The sequence below is a fragment of the Bacillus sp. FSL R10-2780 genome (genome assembly GCF_038006125.1).
In the GTDB taxonomy this organism is placed as follows: Bacteria; Bacillota; Bacilli; order Bacillales; family Bacillaceae_G; genus Bacillus_A; species Bacillus_A cereus_U.
Genome location: NZ_JBBOUQ010000001.1, coordinates 4,363,155 through 4,389,376 on the forward strand (window position 1 = coordinate 4,363,155; position 26,222 = coordinate 4,389,376).

Consider the following 26,222-nt stretch of genomic DNA (forward strand, 5'->3'; position numbering starts at 1 on the left):
CTTTTATAGTATGAGAAGGTTACATGTTGCCCTGAAAGCAATTTCATAATTATAATTTAAAGAGATAATAGTTGAAATGTTTTTTTGGTATTGATCAAGAGGAGTTTTTATATGAACAAATACAAGAGCTTGATTTATGAAGAAAGAGAAGCTTTAAAAGTATTTATATTATTATTCTATATTATATTCTTTTTATATGATGTTATTTATTATTTCGTTTATCCTGCTATGAATATTAATGAAGCAAGGGTAGGGTGGCCAGAAGGTGGTATGGGAATAGGTGTATATATATTAGTAATATCTTTATTTCCTATTTCAATATATCTTCAAAAACAAGGTTATGTATATTTTGTAAAATATTTATTTTTAATTGGGTACATGCTTATTGATCTTATTAATAACTTAATGATTTATTTACACAGTGATCGTGTTTTTGAACAGGGAAATATGGTTGAAATATTTTTAATTTTATTTGCACCGATTTTCGTGAATAGAAAATATTTTTATTTCGTTTCCTGTAGTGTAATTGGAAAATATGTATTTTTTACTTTGATATTACAAGATGTAAAAGTTGTGATTCCGCTTGTATTATGTATATTCTTTTTCATCATTTCGCATTCTTTATTAAAGAGATTTCAATCTTATGTAAGGACAGTTGTTGAGATGATGAACAATATGAAAGAGACAGAAAATTTAGCTGTTATTGGGACTATGTCTACAACAATCGCTCATGAAATTCGAAATCCATTAACAGCTTTAAAAGGATTTACACAAATTCAAAAAGAAAGAAATCTTGAAGATACGATGAGCTATGAGATTATGCTGCAAGAAATTGAGAGAATTAATGAGTTTGTTAGTGAATTGATGTTATTAGGAAAACCGAAACCAACAAATTATGAAGGGTGTAATATACGGGAAATCCTTTTATATGTTGTACAGTTAATGGAAAGCTATGCGACTCAATATAAAGTGAAATTTCATTTGCAAGTAGATGGAAATTTACCCGTTATAAATGGTGATGATAAGCAATTAAAACAAGTGTTGTTAAACATCATCAAAAATGGAATTGAATCGATGCCAGAAGGTGGGGATATTCAGATTCACGCATATGAAAAAGTTGGAGAGAACTTGTGTATTTCTGTTGAAGATCAAGGTTTTGGGATAGAAAATGAGGAAATAGAAAAGATCGGAAAAGCTTTTTATACAACAAAAGAGAATGGTACAGGACTTGGATTAATGATTACATATAAAATTATTGAAGAACATCAAGGGAGTATCGCGATTCAAAGTAGTATGGGGGTAGGAACGAAAGTAGAAATTTATTTACCAACAGTGTAGTGCATTAGACGAAATTACTTTTCAGAAAAGTGTTCTTGTTGTGTAAATATAAACATTTTATAAAATGTTTAAAGAAGGGTTTTTTTTATAAAACACTTCGTTTATAATGGAGGAAAATATCGACATAGAGCTTTTAGCTCATGTAACGGTTCGGTAGTGTTATGAAAAGAAAAGTAGGGGTGCACGCGCATCCTTTTTTCTATGCAGATATGATGAAAGGGGTGGTATGATGGAATTAACATTGAATTCAACTGTATGTTTACACACAATTCAATTTCGAAAAGAGAGATTAAATTATATTGTAAAAGATACAATTACAGGAGAAACATATGAAATGCCGCCACTTTGGATTGATGCACTAGCAATGATGCGTGACGGTTTTTCATTAGGAGAAATTGAGGAGAAATTAAAAGAAGAGTATCCGGCAGAAGAAGTAAATATGCTAGCATTCACGAGGCAACTGTTAGAGCTAGAGCTTGTCGGAATGATAGATGGAGAAGAGATAGCTTGTACAAAGAAGAAAGATAAAGATTATTTAGCTTGGGTACGTCCAAGGGTGGAACAATTCTTTCTTAACTTAAATAAAAAATATAAAAGCAAAGGTCAAAAGTGATCTTTGCTTTTTTAGTGCAATACAAAATAGGTATTCACCCAAATAAAGATTTTCGCATATTGTAGCTTATGTAAGTAGAATGCTGCGAAGGAGTGAGTGCAGTGACAGGGAATGTATTGAATTATTATGCCGGTGGAAATACAGCTAGAGGATTTCACAGCTTATACGAAGAGAATTTGAAGGGGTTAGACAGGTTGTTTATTTTAAAGGGAGGCCCAGGAACGGGAAAATCTTCTTTAATAAAGGCAATAGGGCGTGAATGGGTCGATAAAGGGTATAATATTGAATTTTTACATTGTTCTTCTGACAATAAATCAGTTGATGGTGTGATTATTCCAAAATTAAAAGTAGGGATTGTTGACGGTACATCACCGCACGTTATTGAGCCGAAAATGCCTGGAGTTGTAGAAGAGTATATAAATTTAGGTGTTGCTTGGGATTCAGATAAATTAAGAAAGCAGAAAATAGAGATTGAACGATTTGTTTCAGAAGCAAGCAAAGCCTTTCAAGCAGCTTACGGGTGTTTTAAAGAGGCGCTAGTTATACATGATGAGTGGGAGAAAATATATATTAATAACATTGATTTTAATAAAGCAAACGAATTAACAGATCAGCTTATACAGAAATTATTTGCAGATAAAGGCGGGAAGAAATCAATTGTGAAACATCGTTTCTTAGGTGCTGCTACACCGAAGGGAGCAGTTGATTTCGTTCCTAATTTGACAGAAGGGCTTCCGCATCGCTATTTTATAAAAGGCCGCCCAGGTTCTGGGAAATCAACAATGCTTAAAAAATTAGCTAAGGAAGCAGAAGAAAAAGGTTTTGAAGTAGAAGTGTATCATTGTGGATTTGATCCAAATAGTCTCGATATGATTATCGTAAGGGAATTAGGATTTGCAATTTTTGATAGCACAGCACCGCATGAATACTTTCCGAGCCGTGAGGGGGATGAGATTATCGATATGTATGATCTCATTGTTGCACCAGGGACAGATGAAAAATATGCTAAGGAAATTCGCGACGTTTCAATTCAGTATAAAACAAAAATGAATGAGGCGATGTCTTTCTTAGCAAAGGCAAAATCAGTTCGTGATAAATTAGAACGAATTTATATTGCCGCTATGGATTTTTCAAAAGTCGATGCATATAGAGAAGAAATCCAAAAAGAGATTGAACGAATTGCAGTTACTGTAATTGAAAAGAAAAAATAGATGTTTTGTTAGGCTGTCGGGAATTTTCTGACAGCTATTTTAGTATCTGGTAAAATTAGTCTTATATTTGTCGAATTTCCAGGGAAATGATCAAAAAATGGGGAGGATATGAAATGAGAGAGAAAATTGAATTAGAACTAGAACGAATTGAAAAAGAGAATGATGTGAAAATTTTATTTGCTGTAGAATCAGGGAGCCGGGCGTGGGGATTTCCATCGAAAGATAGTGATTATGATGTTAGGTTTGTTTATATACGTCCTGTAGAGTGGTATTTATCAATTCATGATAAACGTGATGTGATTGAATACCCAATTAGTGATGATTTAGACATAAGTGGCTGGGATCTTAAAAAGGCATTGCAACTATTTGCAAAATCTAATCCAGCGTTACTCGAATGGATTAGATCACCGATTTTTTATTCGAAAAACTCTAACCTTCCAGAAGAACTTCAGCAAATGAGTGAAAAGGATTTTAATCCGAAATCAACGATATATCATTACTTACATATGGCTTCAAAAAACTATCGTGAATTTTTGCAAGGTGAGAATGTAAAGTTGAAAAAGTACTTTTATGTATTACGTCCTATTTTAGCTTGTAAATGGTTAGAGGAGAAATCGACTTTGCCTCCTGTAGAATTTGATCGATTGATTACAGAATTAATATTAGAACGTAGCGTGTTAGATGAAATTGAAAAGTTATTAATAAAGAAAAAAGCAGGTACTGAATTGGACGTTGGATTGAAAATTGAGGTGCTAAATCAATTTTTAGAAGAACAAATTGATTATTATCAGCAATACGTGAAAGGTATTGAAAAGAGATTAGGGATTGATATTGAGAGTTTGAATACATTATTTCGAAATATGTTGTTTGAAGTATATGAAAAAGAGCACAAGTGAGTTTGTGCTCTTTTTTGTGTTTTAGGAGTAAAGAAAACGGCGCTAGTTACGATTAGTCTTACGAAAGGGAGTAAATGAAAATTCACGCTGAATCTGTAATTATTCGTTATCAACTCGTTTTAATGGTTGATCTGCTGGACCTTCCATAACATCCCCATCAATTGAAAAACGGGAACCGTGACAAGGGCAATCCCACGTACAATCACCGTTATTCCATTCAACTTCACAGCCGAGGTGTGTGCAAGTTGTATCGACGATATGTAATTTTCCTTCTTTATCTTTATAAGCACCTGCTCGTTTACCGTTGACATGTACAACAGATCCTTCGCCAACTTCAAGATCTTCTGGCTTACGTAATGCGGTTTCAATTTTTCCTTCAATTAAGTGTTTAGCAACATCAATGTTCTGAGAGAGGAAAGTTTTTATATCTGGATTTGCATGAAAGCGTGATGGTGCAAACAGTTCTTTATATGGACTGTGGATTTTTAGAATGGAGTCCTTCAGTAAATGAGCTGCTGCAGTTCCAGTCGTCATTCCCCATTTACGATATCCAGTTGCCACAAATATATTTGGATTCCTTTCGTTAATATGTCCGATATAAGGAAGCTTATCTAGCGTGATTAAATCTTGTGCTGACCATCTATAGGGAACTTCATCTACTCCAAAAGTTGCTTCAGCAAAAGAATAGAGTGCTTCGTAATGAAGCATCGTATTAATTCCTTGGCCTGTTTTATGGCTCTCTCCGCCAATCAATATCAGCTTTTCTCCATTGCTTGTCGTATAACGTATGGAGCGTTTTGGATCATCGATACTTAAATACATGCCCCCTGGATAATCTGTTTTTGCTTTTATTGCGAGAGCATAGGAGCGTTCTGCGTACATTCGCGTAAAGAAAAAGCTATTAGCATCATAAAAAGGAAAATGTGAACAAGAGACAATATATTTACAAGTGATGCGATGGTCACCCTTTGTAATTACTTGTGGATAATCTCCTTTTTCCACATCAATAGCTGTTGTTTGCTCATAAACCATTCCGCCCATTTCCACAAACTTTTCTAAAAGTGTTTTTAAATAAAGGAGGGGATGGAATTGCGCTTGATTTTTCATCACAAGTGCAGATTGTACGGGAATAGGAATCGACAGAGATTGAACATAGTCACAAGGTATATTTAACTTTTGATAGGCTTCATATTCTTTCGTTAAATTTCGCAGGCCATTATTGGTAGTTGTATATAAATAAGAATCTTCATTTGTGAAATTACAGTCGATTTTATATGTTTGTACAGTCTCATTTATGAATTGTAGAGCTTTACTATTTGATTCGTAGTAAAGTTGAGCTTTTTCAACACCAAAATTGTTTATTAATTCATCATAAATGAGATCATGTTGGGCTGTTACTTTTGCGGTTGTATGCCCAGTTGTTCCATTTAAAACAGAACCAGAATCAATTAAAACGACTTTCATTCCTTCTTTAGCGAGTAAATAGGCGGTGGTAATGCCTGTAATACCAGCTCCGATAACGGCAACTTCGGTCTTTATATTTTCGGATAAATGAGGAAAAGTAGGAAATTGAGTAGATTCAATCCAATAGGATGATGGTAACTGCGGAAATGTGTCATCTGTCATTTTGAAAACCTCCTAAATTAGAACAATTTTCCTTTTAATATTTCCATATTATATGGAATTCATGTATGTTGTTTTCGTAGCGTTCTATTTTTATTAAACGAAAGATAAAATTATTTTAATATAATTATTTTATTGGGGCAGTATGAAGAAGTAGGATTTATATAAAGCTAAATTCAAGTGATTCCATTTGTTGATTACATAGAGAGTTCTTGAATGAGATAGAGTCTGTGTTGTTTAAGTGGATGTGTACATATAGCGGATAAAGCCTTATGAAATCTATGCTTTTTCTTTAGTGAAATAAAGTATAATTATAAAAATACAACCAACTTTTATTACTAGGTCATAAAAGTTGTTGACAATATAGAAATTCTATTGTTATGATTCATCATGTGGAAAGGTTGATAGAGAGTAAAAAGAGAAATGTTTTTCATTGATAATAAAAGCGGAAAAATAAGTGACGATAGAGTGAGTATATTTTCCTTATGATAAATGCTTTTTGGATCACGTAGTAAAATCAATCTGGAAGCAAGAATTAATATATGCAAGTTGCGCAGGGCGCGGCATAAGAAAGGGGCAAAAGGATGAAGGAGCTTCATACGTTTGGGTGGTATGCAGCGCGTGTATCACCACATTTGCCGAAAAAAGCATTTAAACCAGTTCCTAATCGTTTATTTGGTGGACTGGCTTATTTACTTGTGGCATTGGCTGGTTTAATAACGATCGGTGTATTTGAATTGAATGTGTGGGCAAATCTAGGAATTGCAATTGTTCTTGGATTATGTTTTGCTTCACTTGGGTTTTTAGGACATGAAATTTTACATGGAACAGTTGTAAGAAAGGCATGGCTTCGTGATTTTTTAGGTGCGATAGCATTTATGCCATTATCAACTGGCCCAAAACTTTGGAGAAAGTGGCATAATGCAACGCATCATGTTCACACACAGCATGAAGAGAATGATCCAGATGCATGGCCGACATTTGAGAAACTGAAAAAGAGTAAGTTTTTGAGTTGGGTATATCGCATGCCTCTTCATGTACGTTCATTCTTTAGTTTTCTGTCACTAACAATTCAATTTACGTTACATTCGACTCGAATGTTCTTTCATTTTATAAAAGAATTTAAGTCATCCAATCAAAAATCTGTATGGCTTCAACTTCTTTTGCCCTGGACAGTTTGGATTAGTTTATTGTTTATTATGGGACCTGCAAAGTGGTTCTTTGCATACGTGATTCCGTTGTTAATTGCTAACTTTATTGTAATGGCGTATATCGCAACAAATCACCGCTTAAATCCAATTGTTCCAGTAAATGATCCGTTAGCAAACTGTTTATCAGTAACAGTGCCGCGCTGGGTAGACGTTTTACATTTCAATTTCTCATACCATACAGAACATCATCTGTTTCCTGCTATGAGTTCTAAATACTATCCATTAGTAAAAGATAAAATTAAAGAAATGTGGCCGGAACGCTATCACGAAATGCCGATGACAAAAGCATTGGCAGCACTTTGGAATACACCACGTGTGTATTATCACGGAAGTGAATTAGTTGATCCGCATAGGGAGCATTTCTATGGTTCTTTAGGAAATGGATTGGATCCTCATAATATTTCATATCGTGAGGAACATATAGAGGAAAAAGAGACTATAAAAAAAGCAAATCAATAATAGATATAGTTTACGATGAAAAAGCAAGCTCTTTTAGAGCTTGCTTTTTGTTATAAAGAAACTTCTTTCTTGTTCTTTGTCTTGACTTGGACAGAGTTATTTTCTTTCCGTTGTAGTCGTTTTTCTAGAAGACTAACAAAATAAGTAAATAGAAGAACTAGTGCGAGATAGTATACACCAACAATGATATATGTATCTAATTGCTGGAAGTTACCTGCGGCAATTGATAAACCGGATCCCCATAATTCGGACATTCCTACATAAGCGACAAGTGAAGAATCTTTTAATCCTATGATAAATTGGTTCCCTAGAGGGGGAAGAGATAGACGAAATGCTTGTGGTAATATAATCCGGCGCATCGCTAAAGGGTAAGGCATCCCTAAAGAGCGAGCAGCTTCTAATTGTCCACGGTCAACGGATTGAATTGATCCGCGGAAAATTTCAGTAATATATGCACCGTTATGAATTGCTAAAGCAATTGCTCCTGCCCAAAAAGGGGTAAAAACAACAACGGATGTAATCCCAAAATAGAGAATGGCAATTTGAACAATTAAAGGTGTACCACGAATAATGGCGATGTATACATGAGCAATACTATTTAAAACCTTATTGTTAGAGATTCGAAAGAAAGCGACTAGTAATCCAATTAGTGAACCGAGTAATAGGGATGTTAATGTTAATTGTAATGTGACAATAGTAGCCTTTAAGAGTGTGGGATAGGTAGAGATAAAAATTTCAAACATATGTGTCACCTCATATTGTATGGATTTTAGTAGGGAATGAAATGCCCCACATACAAGGTGGGGCATAATTTATGAAATCTCTAAATGGCTAACTTACTTTGTTTTTGCCTCGTCTCCAAGAATATTACGCCCAAACCATTTCTTACTAATCTTTTCATACGTGCCGTCTTTAATGATTTCATCTAGCGCTTTATTTACCTTTTCAACCATGTCTTTATTGTCTTTATGAATAGCAATTCCCATTTCATCAAGGTTTAACGGTTTTCCAGCTTCTTTTATATTTGATTTACCTTCTTTAATCATACGAAGACCAACCATTTGATCAGTAATAACTGCGTCTACACGTCCTGGTTCTAAGTCCATAAGTGCAGTAATATCACTATCATATTCTGTAATTTGATCTGTATGTTTTGCAACAAGGGTTTTGAAAGTACTTGCTTTTACAACACCTATTTTTTTCCCTTTCAAGTCCTCTGGAGAAGAGATAGATGTATTCTTTTTAGCTACAAAAATTTGTGCACCAGAGCGATAATATGGATTTGAGAAATTCACGGCTTTTAATCGTTCTTCTGTAATTGCCATACTTCCTAATATCACATCATATTTTTTTGATTGTAGACCTTGAATCAATGTTTCCCAAGGATTTGTAACAGGAACAGGTTTCATTCCCATCTTTTTCGCGAGAGCTTCGCCTATTTCTACATCAAAACCGACAAGTTTCCCGTCATTTTCTTTATAGTTAAAAGGTTTGTATAAACCACTCATCGCATAACGAAATTCTTTTTGACCATTAGATGAAGTGGTAGAGCTTTCCTTACTACAGGCTCCTAGTATGAAGGATGTACATAATGTAATACTCGCAACAATGGTTAATAGTTTTCTTTTCATAAAACCCCTCCTATATATTGATCATACGGATTGTTTTCAATATGCTATGGAGATATTTTATTTGGACAATTAGTTGTGTCCCGTATGAATGAATTTCTTTATGTTTGAAACAGAAGTTACATTATAAAACGTTGCGTAAAAATTGCTTTGCCCGTTCATGCGATGGAGCGGAAAAAAATTGCGCTGGCGAAGCATCCTCTACAATTTTCCCGTCATCCATAAAGATAACGCGGTCAGCTACATCTCTTGCGAAATTCATTTCATGAGTAACAATAACCATTGTCATTCCTTCTTCAGCAAGTTCTTTCATAACTTGCAACACTTCTCCAACAAGTTCAGGGTCTAAAGCTGAGGTAGGTTCATCAAATAGCATAATTTTAGGATTCATGGCAAGAGCTCGTGCAATCGCAATTCGTTGTTTTTGACCACCGGAAAGGAGGTGGGGAGTTACATCTGCTTTATCTTGTAGGCCGACTTTTTGTAGGAGTTGATTTCCAATCTCCTTTGCATTTGCTGTCTCCAATTTTTTTACGTGAATAGGTGCTTCTATGATGTTTTCTAGTGAGGTCATATGAGGAAATAGGTTAAAGTGCTGAAAAACCATACCGACATTTTCACGGACTTTGTTTAAATTTGAATGCTTTGGATCAATTCGCTCACCTTGTAAGTGAATTTCACCTTCATCGTACATTTCTAAAAAGTTAAGACAGCGAAGTAATGTACTTTTGCCGGAACCACTGGCGCCGATTAAAACAACAACTTCTTTTTCTTTTACTTCTAAATCAATTCCTTTTAAAACATCAAGTGATCCGAATGATTTTACTAGATTTCGAACTTGAATCATACAAAACCCCCAGTCAAAAATATATTTACAAATGTTGCCCCGTATTTCTGTTATTAGTCATAAATTGTCAGAATCCTTTATTTTTTTCATGTAGTTTGATATTCAAAGAAATAATGATTTTTTAAAATCCTTATATCTTTCTATAACGAAAATATGGATAATAATATATATGTAGTACTTACAATAAGGGGGAAAGAAGAGATGGAAAAAGAAAGGAAGACATTTTCCTTTGGCTTACGTACACAACTTATGCTATTCACTACAGTTTTAGCTTTCATTACATATTCAACAAGCTTATTTTTTATTTACGTTATATATGATTATTTTCAAATTTATGTAAGTCGAACTGTTTATAATATTATCGTTATGTTATTAGGTGTAGTATGGTCTGGAATTTTAGCGTATGGAGCAGCAATATTTTTAATTAAACCACTTCGAAAGTTGGAGGAAGCTGCAAGGAAAGCGGCTGATGGTGATATTCGTGAAGATGTCCCGTTGCCAAAAGTAGATGATGAGATTAAATCTTTAAGTGTTGCATTTAATATGATGCTAGGGAACTTAAGGGGCATGGTAAAAAATATTGATACTACATTTTCGTATACAAATAATCAAGTTCAGCAAATTAGAAAACAAACAGGGGAAGCGACGAAGCAAGCACAAGGTGTGTCTGAAACTCTTGCAGAGATTTCTTCCGGTGCTGAGCAATCAGCAGCGTCAATTCAGGCGATTGTTTCTGTTGTTGATACAACGACTTCTATTGCAAGTGAAGTAGAAGAAAAGGCGAAACAGTCGGATGACTTGTCTTCAGAAATGGTTCAAGCTTTAGGGCAAAGTACACGTGTCTTTAATTCCTTAATTCAAGGTATTCAAACATTGGCGAAAGAAAATGAAGATTCGATGCGAAATGTACAGCAGTTAGAAGAACGAATGAAACAAGTTGAACATATTGTTTCTGTTGTAAGTGAGATTGCTAGCCAAACCAATTTATTAGCACTCAATGCTTCTATTGAGGCAGCTCGTGCTGGTGAACACGGAAGAGGTTTTGCAGTTGTAGCAGAAGAAGTACGTAAACTTGCTGATGAAAGTGATCATTCTGCAAGAAACATATCGCAGTTATTACGGAATATGCAAGATGAAGTGCAACAAGTCGCGATGAAAATGACAGAGCAAGTGAAAAAAGCTAAAGAAGAGGCGAAACGCGGGGGAGCTACAGAATTAATTTTAAAAGAAATGTCATCAAGTATTATGGAAGTAGCAGATGCAACTAAGCAAATTAGTAGTTATATGAATGAACAAGTGAGTCACATTCATCAAACAGGGGCACAAACAAAGGCTGTAGCAGCCATCGCTGAGGAAACGTCAGCTGGTTCACAAGAAGTGGCGCGTGTGACTCTGCAACAGTCTAAAAATATGGTAATAATCGATCGATTATTAAAGGATTTAGAGAAGCAAGCAGCTGAATTGAAACAAACGATTGAACGATTTTCAATGTAAAAAGGAAGAACAGAATTCTGTTCTTCCTTTTTACGTATGGAAAGGAGGAATGCTTTGTTGAAAACGAAAAACATTACAAGGGTCATATGCTGTCTTCACTTTACGCAACCTTTGAAAATTAGAGCCATAATAACTAGTTTGCCAATTTTTTATGTCGATATCGGGCCAATTGACATAGTCTCCTAGTGTGTAAGGATCTAAGCTTTCCCGTAAATCTTTAACCCAGCGTATATTTCGGTTTTCTTCATCATCGCATTTCCAAGAGGTAATATATTCTTGAGCAATAATTGCCTTGCGGTGGAAATAAGCTGTTTCATTAGGGGAAATATTTTCTACAGCACCTACGAGTGATTGGTGCCAAATACTCGCATCGTTATTTGGTGCATGAGAAAGAAAATGTTGCATGATTTGAATGCCTTTAAAGGGAATCGTTTTATATACATAGGAACCAGAGCGCTTAAATTTTTCAGGAATATTACCACCGTTAAAAAATTGAACAGCTTTTATATATGGAACCTCCTCAATAAAGCGAGAGGGATTACCGGTTTTAAGAAGAGGAGATAATAGATGATAGAGTTCAGAAGGAGAGCCGACAAATTCACCTTTCACCTCAATTTTATTTCGTTGTTTAGAGAATAATTCAATTGATGAAGTGAGACGTTCATCTATATAAGGTGCCCAGTTTTGCCAAGCTTGAAATGCAGCAACAAAGTCTTTCCATTCCCATGTAAGTGAGAAAATTGATACGTTTTTTATAGGGTGGACTCGAAATGTTAAGGAAGTAACAATCCCGAAATTCCCACCCCCACCGCCGCGGCATGCCCAAAACAGGCTAGAGTTTTCTCGTTCATTTGCGCGAATGATTTTTGCACCAAATTTTCCACACGCCTGTACCATTTCGACTTCTACTAATTGATCACATGTTAGTCCAAATAAGCGTGAAAGCATGCCAATGCCACCGCCGAGTGTTAACCCCACAATTCCGACACTTGCACTTGTGCCAGCTGGTATTGTAACACTATATTTCCAAAGTTCTTTATAAACAGTTCCGAGATTTGCACCAGCTTCAATTGTTGCTGTTAATTTCTCTGTACTAACCGTAATTTGCTTCATTTCACTCACATCAATAATAAGCCCGCCATTTAAAAGAGAGAAATTTTCGTAGCTATGACGTCCACTTCTTAAGCGAAATGGTATATGACGCTCACGTGCCCATTTTAAGGCGTTACACACATCATTTTTATTTTGACAAAAAACAATAATACAAGGGAATTTTGGAATGCTTAAATTTAAATTTATTCGGGCTATGTCATACCCAGGATCCGAGGGAACGACGATACGACCAGTTAATTTTGTTTGTTTCAATTTATATCTCCTTTCTGAAATAATATGAGCTTGTATTAGTATATGAAGAGTATATTTAACACGCATGGACGAGAAGAGGAGAAAGATTAGATTTATCCCGTTATTTGCCGAGCAGTAAGACAATCCGGCTGAAGCAAAGAAGATAGGGCTGCTCGTAAAAGCCCGATTGGTAAGGGCTAATAATCAGTGGGGATGGACACCCCCGACTGATTAAAGTTTCACTTTATCTTTGTGAGAAATAAATAAAGCATAAGAATAAGGAATCTACATAGAGTTCAATGAAAACAGTTGCAAACTATTCATATTTTGTTATGATAGTGTTACGAAAACGTTTGCATAAAAAATCTGATGGGATGCAAAAGGAGAGAATTAGTATGAATAAGACATGGTGGAAAGAAGCTGTCGCTTATCAAATTTATCCACGTAGCTTTATGGATTCAAATGGTGATGGTATTGGAGATTTACAAGGTATTATTGCAAAACTGGATTATTTAAAAGATTTAGGTATAGATGTAATTTGGATTTGTCCAATGTATAAATCACCTAATGACGATAATGGTTATGATATTAGTGACTATCAAGATATTATGGATGAATTTGGTACGATGGAAGACTTTGATGCATTACTAGATGAAGTTCATAAGCGTGATATGAAGCTTATTATTGATTTAGTTATTAATCATACAAGTGATGAACATCCGTGGTTTATTGAGTCACGTTCTTCTAAAGACAATCCGAAGCGTGATTGGTATATTTGGCATGATGGTAAAGACGGCGCGGAACCAAACAATTGGGAAAGTATCTTTAATGGTTCTACATGGGAATATGATGAAGTGACAGAGCAATATTATTTACATTTATTCTCGCGTAAACAACCAGATTTAAACTGGGAGAATAAAGAAGTTCGTGAAGTTTTATATGATACTGTTAATTGGTGGCTTGATAAAGGTATTGATGGTTTCCGCGTCGATGCGATTAGCCATATAAAAAAAGAAGATGGTTTACAGGATATGCCAAACCCAAAAGGGTTAAAGTATGTGCCTTCTTTTGACAAACATATGAATGTAGATGGTATTCAGCCATTACTAGAAGAATTAAAAGAAAATACATTTGCTAAATACGATATTATGACTGTTGGAGAAGCAAATGGTGTGAAAGTTGAAGATGCTGATCTTTGGGTTGGAGAAGAGAACGGTAAATTCAATATGGTATTCCAGTTTGAGCATTTAAGCTTATGGGATGCAGAAAAGAAGAAAGATCTTGACGTTGTTGAGTTGAAAAAAGTATTAACAAAGTGGCAAAAAGGTTTAGAAAATAAGGGATGGAATGCTTTATACATTGAAAATCATGATAAGCCACGTATTGTGTCTACTTGGGGAAATGATAAAGAATATTGGCGTGAAAGTGCAACGGCTTTAGGTGCGATGTATTTCTTTATGCACGGCACACCGTTTATTTATCAAGGACAAGAAATTGGTATGACAAATGTTCAGTTCCCAAATATTGAAGATTATGATGATGTAGCAGTTAAAAATTTATATCGTGAGAAAATTGCAGAAGGAGTATCGCATCAAGATATGATGGAAATTATATGGGCTTCTTGCCGCGATAATTCACGTACACCTATGCAGTGGAGTGCTGAAAGTAATGCTGGCTTTACAACGGGAACACCTTGGTTTGGCATGAATCCAAATTATGAAGAAATTAATGTTGAAAAGCAGAAAAATGAAGAGGGATCTATTTTCAATTTCTATAAAAAAATGATTGCCTTGAAAAAAGAGAACGATGTATTAAATTATGGTACGTATGATTTACTTTTAGAAGATAATCCGCAAATTTACGCATATACTCGTACATTAAACGATGAAAAAATCATTGTTATTAGTAATATCTCGAAAGAGGAAGCAGTGTATAATGAGGATAAATTCGCACTAGAACGCAAACGTTTGCTTTTAAATAACTATGAAGTTGCGGAACATGAACAAATAACTACAATCACGTTAAAACCTTATGAAACAAGGGTTTATCGCACTGCATAATAAAAAAGGATGCTCTTTGAGCATCTTTTTTTATTAAAAAAAAAAAATTTCTATTGCAATGTGAAAACGCTTTTATTAAAATAGATTTATGAAAACGGTTGCGTAACAAAAAAGAAGGAATCGTTTTCATAAGAGAAACAGAAATTATAATTTAAATCATTATGTTGTTATAAATAAAGGGGAGGAAGAACAGATGAAAATTACGTCTTTTGATTTTTGGCAAAAGTTCGGGAAGGCATTATTAGTTGTTGTAGCTGTAATGCCAGCAGCGGGCTTAATGATTTCGATCGGTAAGTTAATTGGGATGTCTGCTGGGGATATTAACGCAGTTCATACAATTGCTCGAGTAATGGAAGACATCGGTTGGGCAATTATTACAAATCTACACATTTTATTCGCAGTAGCAATTGGGGGATCTTGGGCGAAGGATCGCGCAGGTGGTGCATTTGCAGCGCTATTAGCATTCGTCTTAACAAACAGAATTACAGGAGCTATCTTTGGCGTAAACGCTCAAATGTTAGCGGATTCAAAAACGACAGTTTCTTCAGTAGTAGCAGGAGATTTACTTGTAAAAGATTACTTTACTTCTGTACTTGGTGCACCAGCATTAAACATGGGAGTTTTCGTAGGGATTATCACAGGTTTCCTAGGAGCTACTTTATATAACAAATACTATAACTATAATAAACTGCCACAGGCATTAGCATTCTTTAATGGAAAACGATTCGTACCGTTCGTTGTAATTGTTTGGTCTACAGTTACTGCGATTGTATTATCACTTGTATGGCCATTTATCCAAAGTGGATTAAATGAATTTGGTCGCTGGATTGCAGCATCTAAAGATAGTGCACCAGTTGTTGCGCCATTTGTATATGGAACGTTAGAACGTTTATTATTACCGTTTGGATTACATCATATGTTAACGATTCCGATGAACTACACAGAGCTAGGCGGAACATATACGATGTTAACTGGCTCAAAGGTTGGACAAATTGTAGCAGGACAAGATCCATTATGGCTTGCATGGATTACAGATTTAAATAACTTATTAGCAAATGGAGATACGAAAGCATATAACGATTTATTAAATAACGTTGTACCAGCTCGTTTCAAAGCTGGACAAGTTATCGGCTCAACGGCAGCGTTAATGGGGATTGCGTTTGCGATGTTCCGTAATGTCGATAAAGAAAAACGTGCAAAATATAAACCAATGTTCTTATCAGCTGCATTAGCAGTATTCTTAACAGGTGTAACAGAACCAATTGAATTCATGTTCATGTTTATTGCGCCAGTATTATATGTTGTATATGCAATTACAACAGGACTTGCATTCGCATTAGCAGATTTAATTGATTTACGTGTTCATGCATTCGGATTTATTGAGTTAATTACACGTACACCAATGATGGTCAATGCAGGATTAACGAGAGACTTAATTAACTTTGTCATTGTTTCATTAGTGTTCTTCGGTCTTAACTTTACGTTATTCAATTTCTTAATTAAAAAATTCAATTTACCAACACCAGGGCGTGCAGGTAACTATATTGATAATGAAGATGAGTCATCAGAAGGAACAGGAAATGTACAAGACGGTTCATTAGCAACAAAAGTTATTGATTTATTGGGCGGAAAAGATAATATTGCTGACGTAGATGCTTGTATGACACGTTTACGTATAACAGTAAAAGATTTAGATGTTGTTGCACCAGAAGCACAATGGAAACAAAATGGTGCTTTAGGACTTATTGTAAAAGATAAAGGTGTACAAGCAGTATATGGCCCGAAAGCTGACGTATTAAAGTCAGACATTCAAGATATGTTAGGTGCGTAATAATATGAAATTGCTAACTTTAAATTGTCACTCTTGGCAAGAAGAGAATCAAATTGAAAAAATAAAGTATCTTGCTAAAGCAATTCAAGAAGAAGATTATGATGTGATCGCATTGCAAGAAGTAAGTCAGTCTATACAAGCTGAAAATGTATGCGGTAACAAGAAAAAAGATAATTTTGGACTTTTACTGCTAGAAGAGTTAAGAGCATTAAATGTAAAAGGATACAATATTATTTGGGATTTCTCTCATATTGGATATGATGTGTACGAAGAAGGATTAGCAATTATAACAAAGCATAACATTGTAAAGAAAGACACGTTCTTTGTCTCAGAAAATAAGGATACAACGTATTGGAAAACACGCAAAATTGTAAGTGCAACAATTGCTTATAATGATAAGAATATAACGTTTTATTCTTGCCATCTCGGTTGGTGGAATGATGAAGAAGAATTATTCAAAGACCAAGTTGATCGTTTAATGGAGCGTGTAAATAGCAATGAACTTTCCTTCTTAATGGGTGATTTTAATAACAATGCTCGTTTGGAAGGAGAGGGTTATGAGTATATGATGCAAAAAGGTTTATATGACACATATGAACTAGCGATAGAGAAGGATGAAGGAACAACTGTCCAAGGAGAGATTGCTGGTTGGGATGAAAATAAACAAAAATTACGAATCGACCTAATATTAAGCAATCAAAGTAAAACAGTTAATTCTTCAAAAGTCATTTTTAATGGAACAAATCGAAATGTAATTTCTGATCATTTCGGTGTAGAAGTACAATTAGATATATAATAGAAGAAACCCTCACAGATAATGAAAAGCTGGGAGGGTTTTTTGATAAATACAAGTATTCCCAAGAGAAAATACTTGTATTTTTTATGACATTTCCTATATATTTGTTATTATTGAATGTAAAACTAATTTGGTCATTTTGTATGCATACTTTTTTTATTTCGTTATATAATGAAGTAAGTGAAATATTTAATGGGAAAAATAGTATGTTTTCGTTTAATCCATGATGTAGAAAGTGATATAATTGCAAAATGTATGTATCATTTTCTAAAGAAAGAAAAATATATAATTAGGTGATTGCTTATATGAAACAGATTTGGCGTATTTATAAGACAGATTTACGGAATGTAGCCAAACATTGGGCTGCAATTGTTATTGTTTTAGGGTTAATGATTTTACCATCGTTATATGCATGGTTTAACATTAAAGCTTCTTGGGATCCTTACGGAAATACGAAAGGAATCCAGATTGCAGTTTCTAACCAAGATGTTGGATCAAATTTAAGAGGGAAAGATATTAACATCGGGGAAGAAATTGTAGATTCACTTAAGAAGGACAAAAATTTCGGGTGGAAGTTTGTTGATGAAAAGCAAGCAATTTATGGAGTAGAGCGTGGAGATTATTCCGCAAGTATTACTATTCCAAAAGATTTTTCTGAAAAGATTGCAACAGTCTTGAATGAAAATCCACAGAAACCGGAAATTGATTACTATGTAAATGAAAAGGTGAATGCCATTGCACCGAAGATTACAGCTAAAGGTGCATCGGGTCTTACAGAAGAGGTTAGTAAAAACTTTGTTAAAACAGCAAACGGTGAGATTTTTAAAATCTTCAATGATCTTGGAATCGATTTAGAAACAAACTTACCAAGTATCGAGAAGGTAAAAGATCTTGTATTTAAGTTAGAAGCGCAATTCCCAGAGATGAATACACTTATGGATAAGGCGTTAGATGATGCAACTCGAGCAGAAGATATTGTGAAAGTAGCGCAAAAAGATTTACCTGTTGTAGAGAGTGTAATAAATGATGGGCAGGAAGCATTGGCAAATTTAGATAAGTTCTTTGCAAACAACGATCAAACATTGCAAAATGCACCTGGGACGATACGAAATCATTTAACAACGGCTAAAGATGTAATGGACAAAGCAAATACGTTTACGAACTTTTTAATGAATCCAGGGATAGACCTTTCTGGTATGAAGGGATTACCTGAGTTTCCAGCACGTCCAGATCTTTCAAAGTTAAATGATGAAGGTTATAAAAATATTGCAAGAAATATTAATCAAACGGTGAATAATGTTTTAAACTCAGCACGTGCAGGAACAGCATATGGAAAAAGTGTTGTGAATGGATTGCAAAATGGACAGTTTGATCCAGAAAAGGCAAAGCAAGATCTTAATGCGGTTTCTGGAAATCTTCAAGGTCGTACAGATAGTGTTGCATACCTTATTAATGTATTTACTGAACTTCAAAAATCGGCTACGACTGATTTTGGTCAAAGCTTTTTCCAAGGGCGAGTGGATCGCTTAACTAAGCTTAAAAGCGGTATGGAAAATGCAAACAACGGTATTAAAGATATTGTAAATGTTATTGGTACAGGACAAGAAGTAAAGAAAGATGTAACAGATGTAGCAAATCAAAAACTAGATGCAGCAAATGGATTAATTGATCAAGCTGAAAAAGATTACAATGAAACATTTGTAGCAGATTATCAAAAAGCAGTTAGCACAGTTGATCAAGCTAAAGCTGATGCAAATGAAGCATACGATACTGTGAAAAATGAATATGATAAGGCAAAAAATAATTTTGAAGGTGTTATAGCAGACGTAAATAATAGAGGTGTTAATGGATTAGATAGCACAAAAGTAGCTTTAAACGATTTAAATGGTCAATTACAAGCTACTAAGAATCTAATTGGTGATGCAATTCCGGTTCTAGAAAGCACAAATAAGGTATTAGCAGATGTAAATAGTGGAAAAAACCTTAATAATGGAATTGCAAAATTGAATAAAGCACAAAATACTGTTCAAAAAGGTATAGATGCAACGAATAAGGCAACTACACTAATTAACAATGGACAGAAGCCTACAAAAGAGGTTGTAGAAAGTATTAATGAAGCAACTAAAAATGCTTCAGCTCAATTAGGAGATTTCTTAGCAACATATGATTCAGAAATTGTTCCAAACTTTAACACAGCAATTGCTCGTACAAAAGAGATGTCGAAAAATACAACTCAAATTTTAAATGATGCAGACAAAAAGCTTCCAGATGTTAAAAAATTACTAGAAGATTCATCAAAAGGCTTAGTAGACGGTAGAAAGAAATTAGCAGACATTAAAGCTGAAATGCCGGAGACTGAGAAAAAGATTAAAGAATTAGCAGATAAAATTCGTGATTTTGAATCTGAAGAGGATATAAAAGACATCATACGCTTATTGAAAAACGATGTTGAAAAGCAAAGTGACTACTTTGCAAATCCAGTGAATTTAAAAGAGAATAAATTATTTGCAATGCCGAACTACGGTTCAGCAATGTCACCATTCTATACAGTGCTTGCATTATGGGTAGGCGCACTATTAATGGTTTCACTATTAACGGTAGAAGTACATGAAGAGGGCGCTAATTATAAGAGCCATGAAATATACTTTGGACGTTTATTAACATTCTTAACGATAGGTCTTTCACAGGCGTTTATCGTATCGATGGGGGATATATTCTTACTCGGTACGTACGTAGTCGACAAATTCTGGTTTGTGTTATTTAGTTTATTTATTGGGGGAGTATTTGTTTGTATCGTGTACTCACTCGTTTCTATTTTCGGAAACGTTGGGAAATCGATGGCAATCATTTTACTTGTACTGCAAGTAGCAGGATCGGGCGGCACGTTCCCAATTCAAATGACACCACCGTTCTTCCAAGCACTGTATCCGTTCTTACCGTTCACATATGCTATTAGTGCAATTCGTGAAACAGTAGGTGGAATGCTTTGGGATATAGTAACTAGAGATTTACTTGTGTTAAGTGCTTTCGTAGTAATCATGGTTGTGGCTGCATTATTACTGAAAAAACCAATTAACAAATCAAGTGAAAAGTTTGTTGAGAACGCAAAAGGAAGTAAAATTATTCATTAAAAATAAAAGGTTCCTACCGATAGTGGTAGGAACCTTTTTGTTTAATCAAATTTTAATTTCTTTAATGCTTCTGCGAATGGATTGTTTAATGGTTCTTCTTCTTTGTTCTGTTGTTTCATATACTTTTGGACGTCACGTTTATCAGCTTTGCTGCCGGATTCTTTTTTACGTCTCTCTTGGAATGTAGAAAGTTTCTCACGATAGCCACATGTACATGCGAAAATTTGGCCTGCTCCTTCACCACGAAGTTCTAGTTTCTTTTTACACTGAGGACAGCGTGCGTTTGTGGTGCGGGATACATTTTTACGGTGACCACATTCGCGATCTTGGCATACAAGCATTTTTCCTTTTTTACCGTTTACTTCTAACATTGGTTTACCACAGTCTGGACAAGACTTCGTTGAAATGTTGTCGTGCTTATATTTTTTATCGCTTGATTTAATTTCAGTAACAATTTCCTTCGTATAGTTCTTCATTTCTGAAATGAATACTTCTTTCTTTAATTTTCCTTTAGCGATAGCTTCTAACTTTTGCTCCCATTCACCAGTTAGTGTAGGAGATTTCAGTTCTTCTGGCACTAAATCAAGTAACTGACGGCCTTTTGAAGTAATATGAATATCTTTACCACGTTTTTCAAGTAAGAACGAATTGAATAACTTGTCGATAATATCAGCTCGTGTAGCTACAGTACCTAATCCACCAGTTGACTTTAACGTGTCAGCAAGTTGTTTGTTTTGCGTATCCATGTATTTTGTTGGGTTTTCCATCGCTGAAAGTAATGTTGCTTCATTAAAGCGTGCAGGTGCTTTCGTTTGACCTGATGTTTGGACAATTAGTTTTACGTTTAATGTATCGCCTTTTTCGATGCGAGGTAAGATTTGTTCTTTTACATCATCGATTGCATCATCATCTTCAAATCGATTTTCATAAACTTCTTTCCAACCAGCATGTAAAATCGTTTTTCCTCGTGCGATGAACGTTTCGTCACCAATTTTCGTGCGCAATGTTAGTTGTTCATATTCAAAGGCCGGGAATAAAACAGCTAAGAAACGTTTTACAACTAAGTCATAAATTTTACGTTCTTTATCGGTGAAAGCTGAGAAGTTTACATAGCTCTCTGTTGGAATAATTGCGTGATGATCACTTACTTTACTATCATCAACAAATGATTTATTAGATTTTACAGGTTTCTGCAATACTTTATGTGCTAAAGGACGGTATTCTCCAACTCCGCAAGCCTTCAGACGCTCTGGAAGTGTTCCGACAATATCAGATGAAATATAGCGTGAATCTGTACGAGGGTACGTTAAAACTTTATGCTGTTCATATAATTTTTGCATAATGTTTAATGTTTCTTTCGCAGAGTAACCAAATATTTTATTCGCATCACGTTGTAGTTCAGTTAAATCGTAAAGACCAGGAGCAAACGATTTCTTTTGTTTTTTATCAATGTCTACAACAGTAGCGTTTTGCTTACTAATTTTGTTCACGATTGCATCAGTTTTTTCTTTATTAAAGCTACGGCTATTTCCTTTTGTATCTTGCCAAGTTAGCTTTAATCTCTCAGCTGTTTGAGCTTCGATACCATAGTAAGTTTGAGCTTTGAAATGTTTGATTTCATCTTCACGGCTTGCAATCATGGCTACAGTAGGTGTTTGAACACGACCACAATTTAGTTGGGCATTAAAGCGAGTAGTTAATGCTCGAGTCGCATTAAGCCCGATATACCAGTCAGCCTCTGAACGTGCGACAGCTGAAGCATATAGATTTTCATATGCTTTTCCTGGTTTTAAATTTGCGAAGCCATCTTTAATTGCTTTATCGGTAACAGATGAAATCCATAGACGTTTAATCGGTTTCTGCATTTTAACTTTATCGATAATCCAGCGTGCGACCAACTCTCCCTCACGACCGGCGTCAGTAGCTATAATGATTTCATTTACATCTTTTCTAAGTAGTTGGCTTTTCACAGCATTGAATTGTTTACCAGTTTGTTTAATAACTGTTAATTTCAAACGCTCCGGTAGCATCGGTAAATCTTCTAAATTCCAATTTTTATATTTCACATCATAGCTTTCTGGATCAGCTAATGTAACGAGATGACCTAAAGCCCAAGTTACAATATATTTACTACCTTCAAGATAGCCGTTTCCTTTTTTATCACACTTCAGTACGCGAGCAATATCTCGTGCAACGGAAGGTTTTTCAGCAATTATAACGCTTTTTACCATATTAAAAACATCCTTTCAAATTTCCATACGTTAAATATAGCACACATCTTCTTGAGATTCAGTTGCGCCTAAGGTTTGTATGTTTTTTGATTAAAGTCCCATTTTATGTAAGGAAGTAAAGAGCTTGTCATTTTATTAGAATAAGAGTAGACTTTGAAGTAGATGAATAATAAACACATGGGAGTTTGTGGATGCAAACTGAGAGTATGACTACTAGTCCGTCATTGACCATTTGAACCTGTTGGATAATGCCAGCGTAGGGAGAGTGTAAAAGCACATGTTCAGGCACTTTGCGTACGCGCAAAGTGCCTTTTTGTGTATCTCCCATCATTAAAGTTAGGAGATGAATAGAATGAATGTACAAGAAATTAGTAAAATCGTGGAATTGGTGAGAGAGTTTAATCCACTCGTGCATAATATTACAAATGTTGTTGTAACAAATTTTACAGCAAACGGTTTGTTAGCATTAGGAGCATCACCTGTAATGGCGTATGCAAAAGAAGAAGTAGCAGAAATGGCTAGCATTGCAGGAGCCCTTGTATTAAATATGGGTACACTTCGTCCTGAAGAGGTAGAAGCGATGTTACTTGCTGGTAAATCAGCAAATACGAATGATGTACCAGTATTGTTTGATCCAGTTGGGGCAGGAGCAACTTCTTATCGAACAGAAGTTGCGAGATATATTCCAGCTGAAATCGATTTAGCTGTTATCCGCGGGAATGCAGCTGAAATTGCTAATGTTATTAATGAGAAATGGGAAATTAAAGGTGTAGACGCTGGTACTGGAAATGGTAATGTTGTAAATATTGCAAAACAGGCAGCGGATGAATTAAATACAGTTGCGGTAATTACTGGGGAAGAAGATGTTGTTACAGATGGAGAGCGAACTATTCTTATTCGAAATGGCCATCCTATTTTAACGAAAGTTACTGGAACAGGTTGTTTACTAACTTCTGTAATAGGAGCATTTGTAGCGGTAGAAAAGGATTATGTAAAGGCAGCAGTAGCCGCATTAATATTCTATGGAGTAGCAGCAGAAATAGCGGCTTCGAAAACAGTAGAGAATGGACCAGGAAGCTTCCAAATTGAGTTTTTAAATCAGTTAGCGAATACAACTTCAGATGATATTGAGAAGTATGGAAAGATTGAGGTTATCCAGTAAGGAGGGGAACTAGATGTCGCGTATTACAATGGATGAAATGTCTAGGTTATTACGAGTATATTTTATTATGGGAAGTAACAATTGTACGAAGGAGCCACTACAAGTATTGAGAAATGCACTAGAAGGTGGGATAACAATTTTTCAATTTCGTGAAAAGGGAGAAGGGGCTTTAACGGGAGAGAAACGTATTGATTTTGCGAAAGAACTACAAGCGCTTTGCAAGGAGTACGGTGTACCATTCATCGTAAATGATGATGTGGAACTAGCCCTCAAGTTAGATGCAGATGGCGTGCATGTTGGACAAGATGATGAAGGAATTACATCTGTTCGTAAAAAAATGGGAGATAAAATTATTGGAGTATCTACACATACAATTGAAGAAGCACGCTGGGCGATTGAAAATGGAGCCGATTATTTAGGAGTTGGTCCAATTTTCCCGACGAGTACGAAAAAAGATACGAAAGCGGTTCAAGGAACGAAAGGTCTAAAGTATTTTAGGGAACAAGAGATTACAATACCGATCGTTGGGATTGGTGGGATTACAATTGAAAATACTGCTTCTGTTATAGAAGCGGGAGCGAATGGTGTTTCAGTTATTTCAGCGATTAGCTTAGCAGAATCTGCGTATGAAAGTACGAAGAAATTAGCTGAGGAAGTAAATAAGAGTTTGTAGAGTCGCAAAATGGGTTGTTTCGTTTATCCCGCTATTTGTGGGAGCCCTGCTGCCCGTAAACGTCCGATTGGTGAGGGCTAATAATCAGTGAGGGATGAACAGAATCCCCACTAATTAAAGCTTCACTTTATTTAAGCAAACGTTTGATTAAAAACGCACAAACCCTTTAAAATTGTAGGTTTGTGCGTTTATCCCGCATTAACGGGCAGTAAAACTCCCACCTCAAAATTCGGCTTTAGCAAAGAGGTTAGGTGGGAGATCAACTGCCCGTAAACGCCCGGTTGGTGCGGGCTAATAATCAGTGGGGGATGAACACCCCCCCACTGAATAAAGTTTCACTTTATTTAAAACATAATTGAAATTAAGAGCATTCCAATTCCGATAGAAGTAAAGGTTGCGATCAGGCCAGGAATCATAAAGCTATGATTTAAAACATATTTACCAATTCCTGTTGTACCAGTGCGATCAAAATTAATTGCAGCAACGATTGTCCCGTAGTTTGGAATGAAGAAGTATCCATTTACCGCAGGGAACATTGCAATAAGTAATGCCGGTGGAATACCAAGTGATAGTCCAAGTGGCACTAAAGCACGAACTGTTGCTGCTTGGCTATACAGTAAAATAGATAGAATGAATAGTGCGATAGCAAATAGCCATGGTGCACTTGTTACTAAGTGTTGAATTGATCCTTGAATTATATTTAAGTTTCCGTTGAAGAACGTATCTCCCATCCAGGCGATACCAAAAATAGCAACAACTGCTGTTGCGCCTGCTTTAAAGACGTTACCAGTTACAATGCTTTCCACATTTGGTTTACAGAAAATAATAATAAGAGCAGCAATGGTTAACATGACCATTTCAATTGTGTTTGGCATTGACAGACGAACTAATTTCCCATCAACCATCCATCCTGGACGAAGTGTTTCAAATGAACCTAGAAGTACAACAAGGAAAGTTGCGACTAGGAAAAGAATAACTGATAATTTCGCGCCTTTTGAACCTACAAATTCTTTTTTCTCTTCAAGTTTAGGAATCATTCCCTCTTTTAATCGCTTCAAGTATTCAGGGTCTTCATTTAATTCTTTTCCCATTTTACTAGCAACGAATGCAGCTACCATACAAGCGATGAAAGTAGAAGGGATACTGACTTTTAAAATATCTAACAGGGTGATTTTATAGTCGGCTAACATTGCTAAAAGTGCAACTGTTGCAGCCGATATTGGACTAGCTGTAATTGCCTGCTGGGAAGCGATAACGGCAATTGACATTGGTCGTTCAGGTCTAATTCCTGATTCACGAGATACTTCGGCGATAACGGGAAGTACAGAATAAGCGACATGACCAGTTCCTGCGCATAGCGTGAATAAATAAGTAACAATAGGAGCAAAAAATGTAATGCGCTTTGGATTTTTTCGTAATGCTTTCTCAGCAAGGTAGACGAGATAATCCATTCCTCCAGCAGCTTGCAAAGCACCGGCAGCTGTAATTACTGCTAAAATCATAAGCATGACATCAATAGGAGGAGCTGTAGGTTGTAAGTGGAAGACGAAAACAAGTATTGCCATACCAACGCCACCCATTACTCCTAGACCAACTCCGCCTAGGCGTGCACCAATAAAAATACAGAGTAGTAACGTAAGAAATTGTAGCCAAAACATGATAAACTACCTCCGA

General features: G+C 35.5%; 19 protein-coding genes, 1 pseudogene and 1 riboswitch. Of the genes and pseudogenes, 13 read left to right on the forward strand and 7 right to left on the reverse strand.

Annotated features, from left to right (window positions below; translation table 11 throughout):
• Positions 1–111: 111 nt before the first annotated feature.
• The 4 genes from NSQ47_RS22720 to NSQ47_RS22735 all read left to right on the forward strand — a co-directional run bounded on the left by NSQ47_RS22720 (position 112) and on the right by NSQ47_RS22735 (position 4,058).
• Positions 112–1,338, forward strand: a complete 1,227-nt coding sequence (locus NSQ47_RS22720; protein ID WP_002159451.1) for an ATP-binding protein — start codon at positions 112–114, stop codon at positions 1,336–1,338.
• A 229-nt stretch (positions 1,339–1,567) separates the two neighbouring features.
• Entirely contained in the window at positions 1,568–1,951 is a 384-nt protein-coding gene (locus tag NSQ47_RS22725) for a hypothetical protein (RefSeq protein ID WP_033710503.1), read from the forward strand.
• A gap of 92 nt (positions 1,952–2,043) precedes the next feature.
• Positions 2,044–3,162: a PRK06851 family protein gene (locus NSQ47_RS22730; protein ID WP_078173530.1), complete on the forward strand. Its 1,119-nt coding sequence runs from the start codon at positions 2,044–2,046 to the stop codon at positions 3,160–3,162.
• Positions 3,163–3,275: 113 nt separating this feature from the next.
• Positions 3,276–4,058: a nucleotidyltransferase domain-containing protein gene (locus NSQ47_RS22735; RefSeq protein ID WP_002159448.1), complete on the forward strand. Its 783-nt coding sequence runs from the start codon at positions 3,276–3,278 to the stop codon at positions 4,056–4,058.
• A 99-nt stretch (positions 4,059–4,157) separates the two neighbouring features.
• Here the strand turns inward: NSQ47_RS22735 and NSQ47_RS22740 are convergent, their stop codons facing one another.
• Positions 4,158–5,684, reverse strand: a complete 1,527-nt coding sequence (locus NSQ47_RS22740) for an FAD-dependent oxidoreductase (RefSeq protein WP_002159447.1) — start codon at positions 5,682–5,684, stop codon at positions 4,158–4,160.
• A gap of 581 nt (positions 5,685–6,265) precedes the next feature.
• On the opposite strand from NSQ47_RS22740, the gene NSQ47_RS22745 reads away from it, so the two are divergent.
• Positions 6,266–7,351 (forward strand): fatty acid desaturase family protein, encoded by a 1,086-nt coding sequence (locus tag NSQ47_RS22745; RefSeq protein ID WP_002159446.1) that lies wholly within the window; start codon positions 6,266–6,268, stop codon positions 7,349–7,351.
• A 50-nt stretch (positions 7,352–7,401) separates the two neighbouring features.
• Here the strand turns inward: NSQ47_RS22745 and NSQ47_RS22750 are convergent, their stop codons facing one another.
• The 3 genes from NSQ47_RS22750 to NSQ47_RS22760 form a co-directional block, all read right to left on the reverse strand.
• Positions 7,402–8,094 (reverse strand): amino acid ABC transporter permease, encoded by a 693-nt coding sequence (locus NSQ47_RS22750; RefSeq protein WP_002159445.1) that lies wholly within the window; start codon positions 8,092–8,094, stop codon positions 7,402–7,404.
• Positions 8,095–8,187: 93 nt separating this feature from the next.
• Entirely contained in the window at positions 8,188–8,982 is a 795-nt protein-coding gene (locus NSQ47_RS22755) for an ABC transporter substrate-binding protein (protein ID WP_002159444.1), read from the reverse strand.
• Positions 8,983–9,103: 121 nt separating this feature from the next.
• Positions 9,104–9,826, reverse strand: coding sequence for an amino acid ABC transporter ATP-binding protein (locus NSQ47_RS22760; protein ID WP_002113623.1), 723 nt, complete (start codon positions 9,824–9,826; stop codon positions 9,104–9,106).
• A gap of 366 nt (positions 9,827–10,192) precedes the next feature.
• On the opposite strand from NSQ47_RS22760, the pseudogene NSQ47_RS28265 reads away from it, so the two are divergent.
• Together NSQ47_RS28265 and NSQ47_RS22765 are read left to right on the forward strand one after the other, a co-directional pair.
• A pseudogene (locus NSQ47_RS28265) lies at positions 10,193–10,378 on the forward strand (HAMP domain-containing protein); the annotation flags it as partial.
• A gap of 15 nt (positions 10,379–10,393) precedes the next feature.
• Positions 10,394–11,320, forward strand: coding sequence for a methyl-accepting chemotaxis protein (locus NSQ47_RS22765; protein ID WP_445662105.1), 927 nt, complete (start codon positions 10,394–10,396; stop codon positions 11,318–11,320).
• 30 nt (positions 11,321–11,350) lie between these two features.
• On the opposite strand, the gene NSQ47_RS22770 is transcribed toward NSQ47_RS22765, so the two are convergent.
• Positions 11,351–12,685: an FAD-dependent oxidoreductase gene (locus NSQ47_RS22770; RefSeq protein WP_341038031.1), complete on the reverse strand. Its 1,335-nt coding sequence runs from the start codon at positions 12,683–12,685 to the stop codon at positions 11,351–11,353.
• A gap of 374 nt (positions 12,686–13,059) precedes the next feature.
• Between NSQ47_RS22770 and NSQ47_RS22775 the strand changes: the two genes are divergently transcribed.
• The 4 genes from NSQ47_RS22775 (at position 13,060) to NSQ47_RS22790 (ending at position 20,482) form a co-directional block, all read left to right on the forward strand.
• On the forward strand, positions 13,060–14,724 hold the full coding sequence (locus NSQ47_RS22775) for a glycoside hydrolase family 13 protein (protein ID WP_215580466.1): 1,665 nt from the start codon (positions 13,060–13,062) through the stop codon (positions 14,722–14,724).
• A 193-nt stretch (positions 14,725–14,917) separates the two neighbouring features.
• A complete protein-coding gene (locus NSQ47_RS22780; RefSeq protein WP_340821682.1) occupies positions 14,918–16,555 on the forward strand; it encodes a PTS transporter subunit IIBC in 1,638 nt (545 codons plus the stop codon).
• Between the two features lie 4 nt (positions 16,556–16,559).
• Positions 16,560–17,351, forward strand: coding sequence for an endonuclease/exonuclease/phosphatase family protein (locus NSQ47_RS22785; RefSeq protein ID WP_341038032.1), 792 nt, complete (start codon positions 16,560–16,562; stop codon positions 17,349–17,351).
• Between the two features lie 305 nt (positions 17,352–17,656).
• Complete coding sequence (locus tag NSQ47_RS22790) at positions 17,657–20,482, forward strand: YhgE/Pip domain-containing protein (protein ID WP_341038033.1); 2,826 nt, start codon at positions 17,657–17,659, stop codon at positions 20,480–20,482.
• 41 nt (positions 20,483–20,523) lie between these two features.
• Here NSQ47_RS22790 and topB read toward each other — a convergent pair whose 3' ends face one another.
• Positions 20,524–22,713 (reverse strand): DNA topoisomerase III, encoded by a 2,190-nt coding sequence (topB, locus tag NSQ47_RS22795; protein ID WP_341038034.1) that lies wholly within the window; start codon positions 22,711–22,713, stop codon positions 20,524–20,526.
• 167 nt (positions 22,714–22,880) lie between these two features.
• Positions 22,881–22,993, forward strand: a riboswitch (TPP riboswitch).
• A 72-nt stretch (positions 22,994–23,065) separates the two neighbouring features.
• Here topB and thiM point away from each other — a divergent pair.
• Together thiM and thiE are read left to right on the forward strand one after the other, a co-directional pair.
• Positions 23,066–23,875 (forward strand): hydroxyethylthiazole kinase, encoded by an 810-nt coding sequence (gene thiM / locus NSQ47_RS22800; protein WP_341038035.1) that lies wholly within the window; start codon positions 23,066–23,068, stop codon positions 23,873–23,875.
• Positions 23,876–23,888: 13 nt separating this feature from the next.
• Positions 23,889–24,548, forward strand: a complete 660-nt coding sequence (gene thiE / locus NSQ47_RS22805) for a thiamine phosphate synthase (RefSeq protein WP_341038036.1) — start codon at positions 23,889–23,891, stop codon at positions 24,546–24,548.
• Between the two features lie 344 nt (positions 24,549–24,892).
• On the opposite strand, the gene NSQ47_RS22810 is transcribed toward thiE, so the two are convergent.
• Positions 24,893–26,206, reverse strand: coding sequence for an anaerobic C4-dicarboxylate transporter family protein (locus NSQ47_RS22810; RefSeq protein ID WP_016103429.1), 1,314 nt, complete (start codon positions 26,204–26,206; stop codon positions 24,893–24,895).
• Between the last annotated feature and the right edge of the window lie 16 nt (positions 26,207–26,222).